We start from the raw sequence: 15,044 nt of genomic DNA, 5'->3' as shown, positions 1-15,044 counted from the left end.
CTGGAGCCCGGTCAGTCACTGACCGGGCTTTCCTGCATGGCAGCGTTCATGCGGCGACGCAGCAGGGGGCCAACCAGGTACGGCAGCACCAGGCTCAGCCCGGCGACCAGCCAGAAGCTTTTGGCCAGAGTGCTGGCCCAAAGAATGCTCCAGTCACCATCTGACAGCACAAGGGCATGCCCGAGGTTCTTTTCCATCTCCGGTCCCAGCAACAGACCGAGAATGATGGGCACCACCGGGATTTCCAGCTTGCGCAGGAAATAACCGGCAACACCAAACGCCACCATGAAATACAGATCGAAGGTACTGTTGCTGATGGAGTAAATGCCCACGAAGGCAACCATGGTCACGATCGGCAACAGGTACATGGGGGGAACCGACAGCAGCCGTACAAAGAGCCCGACCAGAGGAATGTTCAGCAGCAGCAACAACACATTCCCGATGAGAAGGGCTGCAATGACGCCCCAGACAATATCGGCGTTCTGGGTAAACATGAGGGGGCCAGGCGTGATGTTCAGTGAAATCAACATCGCCAGCAGGACCGCTGTCGTGCCACTGCCAGGTACACCCAGGGTCAACATGGGCACCAGCGCACCCGATGAAGCACCGTTGTTACCCGCTTCAGGCGCAACCACACCGCGGATATCGCCTTCACCGAACTTGCCCTTCTTGCCCAGAATCTGCTTCTCCAGCGTGTAACTGATGAAGCTGCCCAGAGACGCGCCCGCCCCCGGCAAGACCCCGGAAATAAACCCGAGCACACCACCACGCAACTGGGTAGGAATGGTGCTGACCAGTTCCCGGAAGCCGAGGGTCAGCTTGCCCACACTCACCTTCTCGCGCCCACGGCCCATACGTGACTCGACGAAGAACAACAACTCCGAGATAGCAAACAGACCCACAATGGCGAGAATGAAGTCGATCCCTTCATACAGCTCCAGCACGCCAAAGGTGTAGCGCTGGGTGCCGGTGGAGATATCGATCCCCACAGTGGAAATCATGATCCCCAGGGTGGCGGCAATCACGGTTTTCATCGGGTTCTTACCGGTAATACCACCAAGCGTTGCAAACGCCAGCAGGAACAGCGCGAAGTATTCCGCCGGTCCGAAGCTGAGGGCAAACTTCGCCAGCACCGGAGCCAGCATGATCAGACCCACCGTCCCGATCAGACCGCCAGAGAATGACGCTATGGCAGAGATCGCCAGCGCATCCGCCGCCCTGCCCTTGCGGGCCATCGGGTAGCCATCAAGACAGGTCATCATCGCCGGCTCGTCACCGGGGATATTGAGCAGGATGGAGGATATGCGGCCGCCATACATGGCCCCCGCGTAGACCGAGGTGAGCAGAATCATGGCCGTTTCCGGCGGCAGACCCAGGGTAAATGCCAGAGGGATAAGAATGGCCACGCCATTGGCGGGACCGAGGCCCGGCATACAACCGATCAGGGTACCGGCAAAGGCACCAAGCAGGGCAAACATCAGATTGTACGGCGTCAGTGCCACCGCAAAGCCGTCCATCAGAAAACTGAGCGTTTCCATCAGTTCACCTCCAGAAGGCCAGCGGGCAGGTTCAGTGACAAGCCGTAGTTGAACAATACAAACACCACTACGGCACTGATCAGCCCCGTCACAAATGCACTTCGGGGATTAGCGCCCATGCGCCAGCTCAGCGCGCCCACAGCCAGGGTTGTCGAGATGACAAACCCCAGGGGCTCAAGCAGCATGGCGTACACCACCAGAACCAGCAGGGACACCACAAGCTCCAGTGCAGACTTACCCAGCGGCCACTGGGCGTCGGGATCCGGCCTGATCATCAGGTAGATACCACCGGCCACCAGAACAACCGCCAGGATGGTGGGAAAGGTTTCCGGCCCCACGGTTTCGGCGCCACCAAACGGTTCCGGCCACTGCTGGGCCACCCAACCGTAGGCCACAGCCAGCACCATAAGGCCAAGACCAAGAAGTCGATCACCGAAGCCAGTCATTTGAGCAGTCCTATCTCACGAGACAGAGTTTCGATGTCCTGCACCTGTTGCCGAACAAAGCTGTCAAATTCACCCGCCGGCGGGTGGAAGGGAATCAGGCCATTGGCCTTCATAACCTTTTTCCATTCCTTGCTGGCGTAAAGGGTATCGACCGTATTGGCCCAGTAGGTCTTGGATTCTTCGGAGGCGTCCTTCGGCATGTAGAAACCGCGCCAGTTCGGACCGACCGCATCAATGCCCTGCTCCTTTGCCGTCGGAATCTCTGCAAAGTCGCCCGGCACACGCTCATCCGACAGTACCGCCAGCACGCGGAGATCGCCGGATTCCATAAAGCCGGTGATTTCTGAGAGGTCACCGGTAAAGGCATCAACCTGGCCGCCGACCACCTGGGTCATGGCTTCGCCGCCGTTGTTGTAGGAAAGGTAGGGAATCGCCGGGAGCTGTTCAGCACCGGCGGCCTTTGCCGTGATCAGAACCTTGAGATGATCCCATCCGCCCCGGGCACTGCCGCCCGCGAATTTCACCGACTTGGGATTCGCCTTGACGGCATCCAGAAGCTGGTTCAGGTTCTGGTATTTGGAATTGCTGCCCACGGCAATCACGCCGTAGTCGGCCCCCAACGCCCCAACCCAATTCACCATATCTGCGTCAAGACCGGGGAACTGCTTCTGGGCCAGGCGTGTGGTGGTGGCTGTCGATGCGGCCACAATAAGCTTGTCGTCCTCGGCCCGCTTGCTGACGGTGTGGGCGAAGGCAACCCCGCCACCGGCGCCAGCCATGTTCACGGTCTGTACCGTGCCATCAATCAGGCCGAGCTCCCTCAGGACATTGCCGGCACTGCGGCAGGTAAAGTCCCAGCCACCGCCCGGATCGGAAGGAGCAATACACTCGACCTTACCGGAAGGCTGCCAGGCCAACGCGGACATGCTGAAGGTGGCGGCTGCCACCAGGGAAAGTGTTCGTTTGATAGTCATGATTGTCACCTCACTCTTGTTTTTATGGTCTCTTCCAGGGCGGATCTCATTGCTGGATGCCGCTGGAAGGAGACTCGCAAAAACAGACTAGAGGGCAATCAACGCCGCCAGAAGTTTCTGGGCGTAAAGCCTTTAAAGAAATTAATGGGCGTTAAGTTCATAAAATTTACGGGTAATCGCAAAACTTGTGATTTACCCTGAAGGGAATAATGACAACAAACCAATTGCTGCTGATAACGTGTTCCGAAAAACCAAACTTAAAACCCGAATGATCCTTTCGCTCGGGTTAGTCAGTGCCCTGCAAACCACACTGATCGGCGTATTCGCCGGCTATTACCTCAGTGACTCCCTGTTTGACGAGATCGGACAGCGGGCGCTGATGGTTGCCAAAACCGTTGCTGCCGCGCCCTCGGTGATAGAGGGCATCCACCAGCGTGATATCGGGGCCCTCAACCTGTTGGCCAGACGCCTGGCACACACCAACGAAGCCCTGTTCATTGTGATCGGTGACCACCAGGCCATCCGCCTTGCCCACCCTTCCGCCGACCGGATTGGCCACTCCATGGCAGACGACGACGGTGACGATGGCCGGCGCGCCCTGGTCAATGGTGAGTCCTACATTGCAAGGGCCGAAGGTAGCCTGGGCGAATCCATGCGTGGCAAGGCACCGGTGATGGAACCGGATAGCGGCGAGATTATCGGCATTGTTTCCGTCGGCTATGGCGTCGATCAGGTGAACGCAACCATTGAACGTTACAGCATCGTGCTTTACAGCGTTGTTGGCCTGGCGCTGCTGATCAGCATAGTGATTGCCATCGTGATTGCCGGTCGCTTCAAACGTGCCATATTCGGGCTGGAGCCGGAGGAAATCGCACGCCTGTTCCAGGAGCGGGACGCCACCCTCCAGTCGGTCCGGGAAGGCATCATCGCCATCAATCGCGAGGGCATCATCACCACCGTGAATCGAACCGCCCTGGAAACCCTTGGATTGGACCCGCACACACCTCTGGCAGGCCGCCCCATTCTCGACGTCCTGCCCGAGAGTGACCTGCTTTCGGTGCTTGAGTCCGGCACGCCGGACTTTGACCGGGAAGTGTGGCTGAGGAACCGGCAGATGATCGTGAACCGGCTACCGGTCCGCCAGGGCGCGGACATTATTGGCGTGGTCGCCAGTTTCAGGCTTCGGGACGAAGTGGATCAGGTCAGCCAGCAGCTAACGCGGATACAGCAATACGCTGACACCTTACGAAGCCAGACCCATGAGTACTCGAACAAACTCCATACCATTGCCGGCCTGATCCAGATCGAAGCCTATGAAGACGCACTCAACCTGATTGGCAGCGAAGTCAGTGACCACCAGGCGCTGATTCACCTGTTACTGGATGCGGTGCCCGACCCCGTCATCGCCGGTTGCCTTCTGGGCAAGTACAACCGGGCACGGGAAATGGGCCTGCGCCTTCACATCGATCCGGAAAGCCGGATGACGGACATCCCCGCCGATATGCCGCGGGATCAACTGGTCAGCGTGCTCGGCAACCTGATCGACAATGCCCTTGAAGCAACCCGTCAGCAGACCGGGGATGGCGGACTCGTTCAGCTATCCATGACGGACCTCGGACACGAACTGATTTTCGAGGTGGAAGATCAGGGACCGGGCATTCCCGAAGACACGCGCCAGAAGATTTTTGAGAAAGGCGTGAGCACAAAGCAAGGTGATACCCATGGCTATGGCCTGCACCTGGTACGCCAGTTCCTGAATCGCTGGGGCGGGTCGGTCACCGTAGACGACCTACCTGGAAAAGGTTCCCGCTTTACTCTTTACCTACCCAAAACCAGCAAAGGGAGGGACTGTCATTGACCACCATTCGCGTTCTGATTGTCGAAGATGACCGGAAAATTGCGGAAATCCAGCGACGATTCGTCGAACGCCTGGACGACGTCGAACTGTGTGGCATCGCCCACAGCCTTGAAGACGCAAGAGACCTGATCGACGTGATGGTGCCTCACCTGATCCTGCTGGACATCTATTTCCCCGACGGGAACGGGCTTGAACTGCTCAGAGAACTCCGGGCAAAAGACAGCAGCAGTGACGTCATTCTCATCACGGCCGCCAAGGAGGTAGAAACCCTGAGAAGCGCTCTGCGCGGCGGGGTGTTCGACTATATTCTCAAACCACTGGTGTTCGAACGTCTTGAGGAAGCCGTCAGCCGATACCGGGACCACCTTCGCCACCTGTCAGGCCTGGTCCGGCTGGCACAGAAAGAGGTAGATGCCCTGCTGCCCCGGAGTTCGGGCGAGGATACCCAGCCGGCCCGCGAAGAACGGCTGCCCAAGGGCATCGACAGTATCACGCTGGACAAGATCCGTGAGGTGCTGTCATCCGGACAGCAATGGAGTGCCGAGGAACTGGGCAATGCCATCGGCGCCTCCCGGACTACCGCTCGTCGCTATCTGGAGTTTCTGGTCGGCAACGGCGAGCTGACCGCGGAAGTCACCTACGGCAATGTCGGGCGTCCGGAAAGGCGGTACCACATCGAGTAAGTTCGCGAGCCTTGCCGCAGTCGGCCATTAATATTTTGCACAATCTAATTGCGAGCAATGTTGTTATTAAATATAGTATGCTTATATTTTGGACAGGCTTGCACAGTCGCCCTAAATTCATATTTGCCGATCTATTGGTACCTTTTGTCCCAGTGGTGCTCTTGATCCACTAGTACTTATTCGACTTAACGCTATGGAGAGCACATGCCACTCGCATCCAACGGCAATATCAGCATCCACTACGAAACCCGCGGGGAGGGTCCACCCCTGTTGCTGCTGATGGGGTGGCAGGGCAACCGGACCTGGTGGCCGGAGTCCCTGCTATCCCGGCTGACACCTCATTTTCATCTGATTTTGATGGATCATCGCGGCACCGGGCGCTCCGGCGACAGCACCGGCCTCTATACCCTTGGTACACTGGCTCGGGATGCCATCGCGGTGCTGGATACACTTGGCATCGAGCGGGCGCACGTGCTGGGGGTCTCCATGGGCGGCATGGTGGCCCAGGAGCTCGCCCTGTGCTATCCGGAACGGCTAAGGCACCTGATCCTGATGTCCACCACGGCAAGGGCGGGCATCATCCGGGGTTTGAGCAGGGAACAGCAACAGGCCTGGTTCGGCTTTCTGTTGCAGCGCGACCGCACCGTCCAGGAGTTCCTCCTGGACATGCTGTTTTCCCGCGACGTCAAGGCCAACCCGACACCGGCCATCGAAGGGTTCCTGCAGCGCAGGAACAACGAGCGGACACCTAAGTCGACCGTATTGAGGCAATACCTCGCCCTGCAGATGTTTAACAGCCGCCGCCGATTGAAACGCATCAAAACCCCTACACTGGTCATTACCGGCTCCAATGACCTGATCATCGCGGCCCATCACGCCCACGACCTCCAAAAGCGCATTCCCGGGGCCCAGCTCCATGAGGTGCACGGTGGCTGCCACGCCATGCTGGATACCGAGGCGGAAGAACTCGCCGACGTTATCGTGACTTTTCTGCACCGCGAGGAGCAGTAATTGACCAAGGATAAGCCAATGAAACGCCTTTCTTCCCACGACGCTGGATTTCTCTACGCGGAGCGCTCCAACATGCCCATGCATGTGGGTGGCCTGCATCTGTACAACTACCCGGAGGGCGCCGATCAGGACTGGCTGCGCGAGCAGCTCACCTTGTCAACCGCGCCCGTGGTCTATCCCTTCAACCAGAAGCTCCACTGGCCTCTGTCAAGGGGCGGCCTGCCCCACTGGGTCGAGGAAGACGACATCGACCTGGAATACCACATTCGCCATTACTCGGTGCCCAAGCCCGGCCGGTACCGGGAAATGTTCGCCCTGGTATCCAGTCTGCACAGCACTCCCACCCACCGCGACCGCCCCCTGTGGGAGGCCCATATCATGGAGGGCGTGGATAAGAATCGCTTTGCCATCTACTTCAAGCTCCACCATGCCCTGGCGGACGGTGGCGCGGCGGTTAAAATCCTGCAGAACTCACTCTCGGAAGACCCGGAAAAACGGGGCATGCTGCCGCCCTGGGCCAATCCGATGCCGCGCCGTGCCAAGGCCAAGTCCGCGGGCGGGAGTTCCCTGGTCGCGCTGAGCGCGGTGGCCGAGCAGGTGCAAACGCAGGTCGGCGCCATTCCCGGAGTCCTGAAGGGACTCAAGAAGTACTACGACGGCATCCGCCGGGGCGAACTGGACGGCATAGTGGCGCCGTTCCAGGCCCCGGCCTCCATGCTCAACCAACGGATCAGCCAGTCGCGCCGATTCGTGGCGCAAGCCTATAGCCTGACCCGCATCAAGACCCTGGCGAAGCAATATGACGCTACCCTCAACGATATTGTCATGGCCATCACCGCCAGCGCCCTGCGACGCTACCTGCTGGAGCATAACGCTCTGCCGGAACAGGCCCTCACCGCGCTGGTGCCGGTGTCGGTACGCCCCGCTGATAGCGATGACTACGGCAATGCCGTGTCGCTGGTGATCGCGTCCCTGGCCACCAACGAACTGGACCCGATCGAGCGCCTGCGGAAAATCCAGCGTTCCATGAAGGAAGGTAAGGAGTTGGTGGCGTCCATGACCCAATCAGAGATCATGCTGTACTCCACCCTGATGTCACTGCCGATTGGCCTGCCCATGTTGCTGGGGATGTCGAGCCAGACCCTGCGGCCGCCCTTCAACGTGACCATTTCCAACGTGCCCGGGCCACGGAAACCGCTGTACTGGAACGGCGCCGAGCTGCAGGGCCACTATCCGGTTTCCATCGTGACCAACGGCGTGGCGTTGAATATCACCGTGACCAGCTACGTTGACCAGATGGAGTTCGGTATTGTCGCCTGCCGCAAAACCGTGCCCGGCATGCAACGGTTGATCGATTACCTTGATGAGGCGCTGATGGAACTGGAGGCAGGAGCGGGCAAGGGGTAAGCTGGCCTGAGCTGGCCGGTACTACCACCGCCCCTGAAGCGTCGCCACAATGCGCCGTCCGCCGGCATGATCTCTGTGCTCGCACAGGTAAATGCCCTGCCAGGTTCCCAGGGCCAGGTGACCATTGGCCACCGGAATGGTCAGTGACGAACCAATCAATACACTCTTGATATGGGCCGGCATGTCGTCCGGCCCTTCCGTGGTGTGTTTGTAGTGGGGCGCATGCTCCGGCACCATGACATTGAAATGCCGCTCCAGGTCCCCGCGCACATCCAGGTCGGCATTTTCATTAATCGCCAATGATGCCGAGGTGTGCTGGATAAACAGGTGCAACAGCCCCATTTCGCAGTTTCGCAAATCCGGCGCCTGGGCCAACACTTCATTGGTCACCAGATGGAACCCCCGGGGCAATGGCGCCAGTTCAATAAAGCTCTGATCCCAGATCATTGATCTCTCCTTGCCTGCTTACTCCATTGTACCTACTTTTGCAGCTCGTCCCACGGGTGGACTGGCACCACCGCCTCGGTCACTTCTGTCTCGTAGGTACTGCGGAAATAGTTCATGGCCTTTTCCGCCTCGCCCAGCTCGTCAAAGCGGGCAATGTGATAGATGGCCTCGCCTTCATTTACCAGCGGCAGGTTGTTCACGCAGATCACGATACCAGCCACCGGCGACAGCACCGCCACCTCGGTTTCACCGAATGGGTCCGCCACCATGGCCAGTCTCTGCCCCTTGCGGACTTTCTGGCCAAGGTGGGCCACGGGGCGCATGATGCCATCAATATCCGCCCGCACCCAGAGGGAGTTGGCAGCGGTTTCGGAGCGCTTCCTGGGGGCTTTCGGGGTTTTCTTGGCGGGCACCATTTCCAATTCCCGCATCACCCGCATGACCCCTTTCACGCCACTGATGATCACCACATCATCAAACCTCAGGGCCTCTCCCCCCTCATAGGTCACCACCGGAATATCCAGAGAATCCGCGTAGGCCCGCAAGCTGCCCTCCCGCAGGCTGGCGTTGATAATGATCGGTGCCCCGAAGGCTTCCGCCATGCGGATGGTTTCCGGGTTCTTCAGCTCGGCGCGAATCTGCGGCAGGTTGAACCGGTGAATCGCCCCGGTGTGCAGGTCGATGATATGAGTGACATGCTCCATGATCTGGGTGCGCAACAGATAGGCAATACGCCCCCCCAGGGAACCACTCTCACTGCCCGGGAAACACCGATTCAGATCCCGCCGGTCCGGCAGGTAGCGAGTGCGCTGCACGAACCCGAAAACATTAACAATGGGCACGGCCAGCAGGGTGCCGCGCAGGTGTCGCAGTACCGAATTGGTCAGCACCCGACGGACAATTTCCACGCCGTTGATTTCATCCCCGTGGATAGCGCCACAGACCATCAACACCGGTCCGTCCCGGCGACCATGAATCACCTCCACCGGAATGTGCAGCGGCGTGTGGGTATACAACTTGGCGACCGGCACCTCCACTGTTTGACGCGTGCCAGCCTTGATCTCGGTACCGGCGATGACAAATGGCGCTCTGGCCATCTCACCCCCTCCCTTTGGTGCGGGTTTTCCAGGGTTGCTGGTTTTTCTCAATCCAGTTAACAATCATGCCCGCGACGTTCTTGCCAGTGGCATTTTCGATGCCTTCCAGCCCCGGTGACGAATTGACCTCCATCACCAGTGGTCCACGACTGGAGCGCAACAGGTCCACGCCTGCCACATTCAAGCCCATGGCCTTGGCCGCCGTGATCGCGGTGCGGCGCTCTTCCGGCGTGATGCGAATCAGTGAGGCAGTGCCGCCACGATGCAGGTTGGAACGGAACTCCCCGTCCGCGCCCTGACGTTTCATCGCCGCAATGACCTTATCACCGATAACAAAGCAGCGGATGTCGGCACCACCGGCTTCCTTGATGAATTCCTGCACCAGAATGTCTGCCTTCAGGCCCATGAAGGCCTCAATCACGCTTTCGGCGGCCTTGCGCGTTTCCGCCAGCACCACGCCAATACCCTGGGTGCCCTGCAGCAGCTTGATCACCACCGGCGCGCCACCCACCATCTTCAGCAGTTCGGGCACGTTGTCCGGCTTGTTGGCAAACCCGGTCACCGGCATACCCACGCCCTTGCGGGCCAGCAACTGCAAGGAGCGCAGCTTGTCCCGGGACCGGGTAATAGCCACAGACTCGTTGACGGGAAACACCCCCATCATCTCGAACTGCCGCAAGACCGCCGTGCCGTAGAAGGTGACCGAGGCACCAATCCGCGGTATTGCCACATCGAAATCCTCCAGCACCTCTTCATGGTAGTGAATCTGGGGTTTCGACGATGTGATGTTCATGGAGCAGTGAAGGCAGTCGATAACCCGCACTTCATGCCCCCGATTGATGCCTTCCTCGACCAGACGACGAGTGGAGTACAGGTGACGGTTACGCGACAGAATCGCTATCTTCATTTGATCGTCCTTAGGGCCGGTTCACCGGCAAGATAGGAAGCTTCAGGATATATAACGGAGCGCCTCGCCATGGCGGTACGCCCCAGCAACATCCGGAACCGCATGGAGTCCCGGTTGGTCAATGTCATTTCGATGGGCCATACGGCATCACCGATCACCAGACGGGTCTCGATCACCAGCCTCAGCTCCCGGTGGCCACCGGAATCCGATACTGAGCGCTCATCCAGTACGGCCGCATCACATTCCACTACGTGGTGAAGGTTGTTCTGGACCGGGTGCACCCAGAAACGCACGCGCCGCTCACCGTCACCATCGTATGGTTCAACGCGGAAAGTATGCAGACAGGACGTGCGGGCCCCGGTGTCCACCTTTACCTTCAGACGGGGAATATCCAGGTCGGGCAACGCCACCCACTCCCGCCAGCCAAGGTTGATCCTGCCCTCAAGCGTCGGGTACGTGACAGGTTTTGTGGGTTTATCCGTTTTCGTCGGCATCCGGCAGTTCCTTATGGGTCGCTCTCTCCGGTCGCAGCAGTTCCACCCGGAAGGGGGCGGAATGGCTTCCGGCATAAATACTGGTATGGGGAAAAGGAATCTCGATTCCTTTTCGGTCCAGAGTCTTCTTGATGTCCACCATCATGCTACTGCGGCTTTCCAGTACCCGCTCTTTCGGTACCCAGAACGAAAACTGCAGGTCAACGGAGGACGGTCCGAATGACGTGACCAGCACAAACGGTCGCGGCTCCTCCAGGCAGGCCGGATTACGCCCGGCCAGCTCCAGAAGCAGTGCTTCGACCTTCTCCACATCTTCAGCGTAGGCAATCCCCACCGTCAGGTCGAGACGGCGAATCGGAAACCGGGAACGGTTCACCACCCGGGTCTTGATCAGGGTCTCATTGGGAATCCGTACATACAGGTTATCAGTGGTTCTCAGTTTCACACTCAGCATATCAATGCCGACGACCTCCCCAAGGGTGGCATCCACTTCAATAAAATCACCGATTTCAAAGGGGCGCTCCACCAACAGGAAAAGCCCGCTGATCATGTTCGAGGCCGAGGTCTGGGAAGCAAAGCCTATGGCCACCGTCAGGATACCCGCAGCCCCGAGAAGCACATCCAGCGAAAATCCCGCCTCCCGCAGTGCTGCCATGGCAAACAGGGCAACCACAATATAGAACACCAGACGGCGGAACATCACCGTATGGTGTCGCGATGTTCTTGCCTGCATGACGCGGGAAACGCTCCGTGCCGCCAGGGACCCCAGGACAATCCCCAGAATCAGCAGGAACGCAGCGCTGAGCCACTGCATCCAGGGCAAACCACTGGCCACCTGCACCAGACTGCGTTCCATTTCCTCGATCAAACCACTGGCTCCATTGTTGACTCTCGCATTCTTATCCGAACATTCTGTCGAACGTTCGTATCAGTCGCCCGCGGCCGCCTTTCTCACGCGCTGGTGACACCAGTTTGCAGGTACCGGCCGCCGCGAACAGCGTCCGATCCACGTTCAGGCTGGCCGAATTCATTTCGGTTTCACAGACAACCTTCACTCCCGGCGTCCAGAGCTGTCCCCGCTCGTTCTGGTGCAACGACAGCAACGGCGTCGGCAGGCTAAAACGCTCCAGCAACAGCGGTTCGGCGCGGCGATTTACGATTTTTACCGGAGTAATGGCTCGCCAGGGGCGTTTGGGCACCGCCTCAAGAACCAGGCGGGCATAGCTGGGAGCCGAATAGCACAGCTCCCCTTCCATGGTATTTTTCCCAACCCAAGTCTGCGAAGGCTCCGCCAGCGCCAGCTCTGTCAGCTGCGTGCGCTGTCGTCCAACGCAGATCTGCATCCACACCACCGTCCCCACATAGATCACACACTCGCCACCGGCGGGGATCGTTAACGGCTGAAAGGGCCGGATCACCGTGGGGAGGCGTGCCAGCGCAGGGAGAAACACCACTTCATTACTGTCATTCGGCCGTACAAACCGTTGCAACGGAACACCACTGCCCGGCAATACATGGCTGGTCTGTTCAGTCCAGCGCATGGGGTCGACATCTTTCCTGACGGTTTCCGATCGAATCTGCCACTCAAGATCAAGCCGGGTGACCCAGAGGCGCGTCTGGCTGAGTTCATGAAACTGGGTCTGCCCGGATTCCAGGGTATAGGGGCGAGCCCAGCCACCATCACGCAGCGACGCAGATTCTTCTTTTTTATCGGCCATTGGCATCCTGAACATTCTGGCGAAAAAACAGGTTTAACTATAATCCAATCAATGCCTTCCAGCGAATATCCTGATCATGATATTTACTCATCCAGAGCGATGGTAATTACCCTTACCCGCTTTACCAGCCACCCTCTGACAGGACGTTTGATGACCCAACTTGTCTGGTTCCGCAACGACCTCCGCCTGGCCGACAACCCGGCACTGACCGCCGCCTGCAAGGCCGGAGGCCCGGTTAAAGCCTGCTTTATCGTGACACCGCAACAATGGCAGGAACACGACTGGTCCCTTGCCCGGGTCCATTTCGTCATCGCCCACGCCAACGCCCTGGCCAGGGAACTCGCGAAGCTGGGCATCTCCCTGACCTTCCTCGAAGCACACCAGTTCAGCGACAGCATCGAATCGCTGACCCGTCACTGCCGCGAAAACAACATCACCACCGTGCACTTCAACGAAGAATACGGCATCAACGAACGCCGGCGGGACAAGACGGCCAGGGAACAACTGACAGCCTGCGACATCAAGGTGAACAAATACCGGGACCAGACCGTAGCTCCGGTCGGCACCATCCTGACCCAGCAGCAGGAACCCTATTCCGTTTTCACCCCCTTCTCCCGCCGCTGGCGCACCTGGATCGAAGAAAGCAACCCGACCGTCTTCCCGGTTCCCGCGCCACAGGGCGATGCAGTAAAACCGCAACAACTCGACGCCATCCCGGCCGGCTTCGCCGACGCCCCTCCGGCCCTGGTCAAAACCGGCGAGAACGCCGCCCACGACCAGCTCGAAGCTTTTCTCAGCGAACGGGGAGGCAACTACAAGGAACAAAGGGATTTCCCCGCCATCGACGGCACCAGCCAACTCTCGCCCTACCTCGCCAACGGCGTGCTGTCCGGGCGCCAATGCCTGATCGCCGCCCGCCAGGCCCAAGGGGCAGGCAGCAACCAGGAAGGCCTGAGCACCTGGGTTAACGAAATCGCCTGGCGGGACTTCTACATCCACATCCTCTACCACTACCCACGGGTCAGCATGCACCGGGCATTCAAACCCGAAACCGAACACCTCGCCTGGAACACCCCGGGCGATCACCTTGAAGCCTGGAAAACCGGCCACACCGGCATCCCCATCGTCGACGCCGCCATGCGCCAACTCAACCAGACCGGCTGGATGCACAACCGCCTGCGCATGATCACCGCCATGTTCCTGACCAAGAACCTGTTCATCGACTGGCGCCTGGGCGAGGCTTATTTTATGTCCAAGTTGGTCGACGGCTTCCTGGCCTCCAACAACGGCGGCTGGCAATGGAGCGCCTCCACCGGCACCGACGCCGCCCCCTATTTCAGGGTGTTCAACCCGGCGACCCAAAGTGAACGGTTCGATCCGAAGGGGGAGTTTATTCGTGAATGGGTTCCAGAATTGCGGAAGCTGGACGACAAACGCATCCATGATCCCGGTAGGGGTGGTGTTATTCCGAAGGGTTATCCACGACCGATTGTGGATCTGAAGGAAAGTAGAAAAGAGGCAATCGCAAAATTTCAGGCGTTGAAAGACTGACTCCGGAGCTGAGAGTAGCCGTCAGCCAACCACTGCCCAAAACCCTGCGGAGCCATGGATGGCGGAGCGGAGCCTACACGGACGTATTCACGGCGTGTTTTGGGCAGTGGTTGGCTGACGGCTACGGCCTACTCCAGAATTAAAGATTATTGTCCAGAACAAACCGGGCAACCGGGATCCCTGGCGAGCTTCATCTCCCGCCACTCCATCCGCCAGGCATCCAGAATCAACAACCGCCCCACCAAAGGCCGACCAACCCCGGAAATCACCTTCACCGCCTCCATCGCCTGACTGGCCCCGATCATCCCCACCAAAGGCCCGATAACACCGGCCTCAGAACAGGACAAATCCTCATTGCCCTGCTCCGGATACAGACAGTGATAACAGGGACTCTCCGGATCACGGGAATCATAAACCGACACCTGCCCCTCACCGCGAATGGCCGCGCCGGAAACCAGCGGCACCTTCGCCGCAACACAGGCCCGGTTCAGGGCAAACCGGGTATTAAAGTTATCCGTGCAATCCACCACCAGGCTCGCCTCACCCACCTGGCGCACCAGCTCATCACTCTCCAGTCGATGGCCAATGGCCTCCACCGATACCAGCGGATTGATCCGGCGCACCCGATCCGCCAGGCTCTCCGCCTTGGCATCCCCCAACTGATCCTGACTGAAGGCAATCTGACGCTGAAGGTTGGCCAACTCAATGGCATCATCATCAACCAAGGTCAGATGACCCACCCCGGCCGCGCCCAGATAAAGCGCCACCGGGCAACCCAGACCACCGGCACCCACCACCAACACGCGGGCAGACTTCAGCTTCTCCTGTCCAGCAATATCGAACGCTGGCATCAGAATCTGCCGGCTGTAACGCATCAGTTCTTCATCGCCGAGCATTGCCCACCCCCATTTGA

General features: G+C 59.1%; 15 protein-coding genes. 5 read left to right on the top strand and 10 right to left on the bottom strand.

Annotated elements, in window-relative coordinates; genetic code table 11:
- Positions 1 to 11: 11 nt before the first annotated feature.
- Genes ACJO5Y_RS08835 through ACJO5Y_RS08825 form a run of 3 tightly spaced genes read right to left on the bottom strand, consistent with a single transcriptional unit; the run spans position 12 to position 2,958 of the window.
- Positions 12 to 1,538, bottom strand: a complete 1,527-nt coding sequence (locus ACJO5Y_RS08835; RefSeq protein WP_406986298.1) for a tripartite tricarboxylate transporter permease — start codon at positions 1,536 to 1,538, stop codon at positions 12 to 14.
- Entirely contained in the window at positions 1,538 to 1,984 is a 447-nt protein-coding gene (locus ACJO5Y_RS08830; RefSeq protein WP_406986296.1) for a tripartite tricarboxylate transporter TctB family protein, read from the bottom strand. The genes ACJO5Y_RS08835 and ACJO5Y_RS08830 overlap by 1 nt, the downstream gene beginning before the upstream one ends.
- Positions 1,981 to 2,958, bottom strand: coding sequence for a Bug family tripartite tricarboxylate transporter substrate binding protein (locus ACJO5Y_RS08825; RefSeq protein WP_406986294.1), 978 nt, complete (start codon positions 2,956 to 2,958; stop codon positions 1,981 to 1,983). Before ACJO5Y_RS08825 ends, ACJO5Y_RS08830 begins: the two co-directional genes overlap by 4 nt.
- A gap of 268 nt (positions 2,959 to 3,226) precedes the next feature.
- Between ACJO5Y_RS08825 and ACJO5Y_RS08820 the strand changes: the two genes are divergently transcribed.
- The 4 genes from ACJO5Y_RS08820 to ACJO5Y_RS08805 all read left to right on the top strand — a co-directional run bounded on the left by ACJO5Y_RS08820 (position 3,227) and on the right by ACJO5Y_RS08805 (position 7,917).
- On the top strand, positions 3,227 to 4,816 hold the full coding sequence (locus ACJO5Y_RS08820) for an ATP-binding protein (RefSeq protein ID WP_406986291.1): 1,590 nt from the start codon (positions 3,227 to 3,229) through the stop codon (positions 4,814 to 4,816).
- Positions 4,813 to 5,499 carry a response regulator gene (locus ACJO5Y_RS08815; protein ID WP_406986289.1) on the top strand — a complete coding sequence of 229 codons (687 nt, stop codon included), beginning with the start codon at positions 4,813 to 4,815 and terminating at the stop codon, positions 5,497 to 5,499. Before ACJO5Y_RS08820 ends, ACJO5Y_RS08815 begins: the two co-directional genes overlap by 4 nt.
- 204 nt (positions 5,500 to 5,703) lie before the next feature.
- Positions 5,704 to 6,510 (top strand): alpha/beta fold hydrolase, encoded by an 807-nt coding sequence (locus ACJO5Y_RS08810; RefSeq protein ID WP_406986286.1) that lies wholly within the window; start codon positions 5,704 to 5,706, stop codon positions 6,508 to 6,510.
- An 18-nt stretch (positions 6,511 to 6,528) separates the two neighbouring features.
- Positions 6,529 to 7,917: a WS/DGAT/MGAT family O-acyltransferase gene (locus tag ACJO5Y_RS08805; RefSeq protein WP_406986283.1), complete on the top strand. Its 1,389-nt coding sequence runs from the start codon at positions 6,529 to 6,531 to the stop codon at positions 7,915 to 7,917.
- Positions 7,918 to 7,938: 21 nt separating this feature from the next.
- Here the strand turns inward: ACJO5Y_RS08805 and ACJO5Y_RS08800 are convergent, their stop codons facing one another.
- The 6 genes from ACJO5Y_RS08800 to ACJO5Y_RS08775 are packed head-to-tail and all read right to left on the bottom strand — an operon-like array spanning position 7,939 to position 12,580.
- On the bottom strand, positions 7,939 to 8,364 hold the full coding sequence (locus ACJO5Y_RS08800) for a secondary thiamine-phosphate synthase enzyme YjbQ (protein ID WP_406986280.1): 426 nt from the start codon (positions 8,362 to 8,364) through the stop codon (positions 7,939 to 7,941).
- A gap of 32 nt (positions 8,365 to 8,396) precedes the next feature.
- Positions 8,397 to 9,461: a succinylglutamate desuccinylase/aspartoacylase family protein gene (locus ACJO5Y_RS08795; RefSeq protein ID WP_406986278.1), complete on the bottom strand. Its 1,065-nt coding sequence runs from the start codon at positions 9,459 to 9,461 to the stop codon at positions 8,397 to 8,399.
- A 1-nt stretch (position 9,462) separates the two neighbouring features.
- Complete coding sequence (gene rimK, locus ACJO5Y_RS08790; protein ID WP_406986275.1) at positions 9,463 to 10,368, bottom strand: 30S ribosomal protein S6--L-glutamate ligase; 906 nt, start codon at positions 10,366 to 10,368, stop codon at positions 9,463 to 9,465.
- Positions 10,365 to 10,862, bottom strand: coding sequence for an ATP-dependent zinc protease family protein (locus ACJO5Y_RS08785; RefSeq protein WP_406986273.1), 498 nt, complete (start codon positions 10,860 to 10,862; stop codon positions 10,365 to 10,367). The genes rimK and ACJO5Y_RS08785 overlap by 4 nt, the downstream gene beginning before the upstream one ends.
- Entirely contained in the window at positions 10,843 to 11,730 is an 888-nt protein-coding gene (locus ACJO5Y_RS08780; RefSeq protein ID WP_406986271.1) for a mechanosensitive ion channel family protein, read from the bottom strand. Before ACJO5Y_RS08780 ends, ACJO5Y_RS08785 begins: the two co-directional genes overlap by 20 nt.
- Positions 11,731 to 11,761: 31 nt before the next feature.
- On the bottom strand, positions 11,762 to 12,580 hold the full coding sequence (locus ACJO5Y_RS08775; protein ID WP_406986268.1) for a DUF432 domain-containing protein: 819 nt from the start codon (positions 12,578 to 12,580) through the stop codon (positions 11,762 to 11,764).
- 150 nt (positions 12,581 to 12,730) lie between these two features.
- Here ACJO5Y_RS08775 and phrB point away from each other — a divergent pair, with 150 nt between their 5' ends.
- Positions 12,731 to 14,131: a deoxyribodipyrimidine photo-lyase gene (gene phrB, locus ACJO5Y_RS08770; RefSeq protein ID WP_406986265.1), complete on the top strand. Its 1,401-nt coding sequence runs from the start codon at positions 12,731 to 12,733 to the stop codon at positions 14,129 to 14,131.
- 146 nt (positions 14,132 to 14,277) lie between these two features.
- Here the strand turns inward: phrB and ACJO5Y_RS08765 are convergent, their stop codons facing one another.
- Complete coding sequence (locus ACJO5Y_RS08765) at positions 14,278 to 15,027, bottom strand: molybdopterin-synthase adenylyltransferase MoeB (protein WP_406986262.1); 750 nt, start codon at positions 15,025 to 15,027, stop codon at positions 14,278 to 14,280.
- Positions 15,028 to 15,044 lie beyond the last annotated feature (17 nt).

Source organism: Marinobacter alkalisoli, assembly GCF_045449855.1.
In the GTDB taxonomy this organism is placed as follows: Bacteria; Pseudomonadota; Gammaproteobacteria; order Pseudomonadales; family Oleiphilaceae; genus Marinobacter.
Note: the sequence above shows the minus strand (reverse complement) of the source record. Positions and strands in the feature narration are given on the sequence as shown.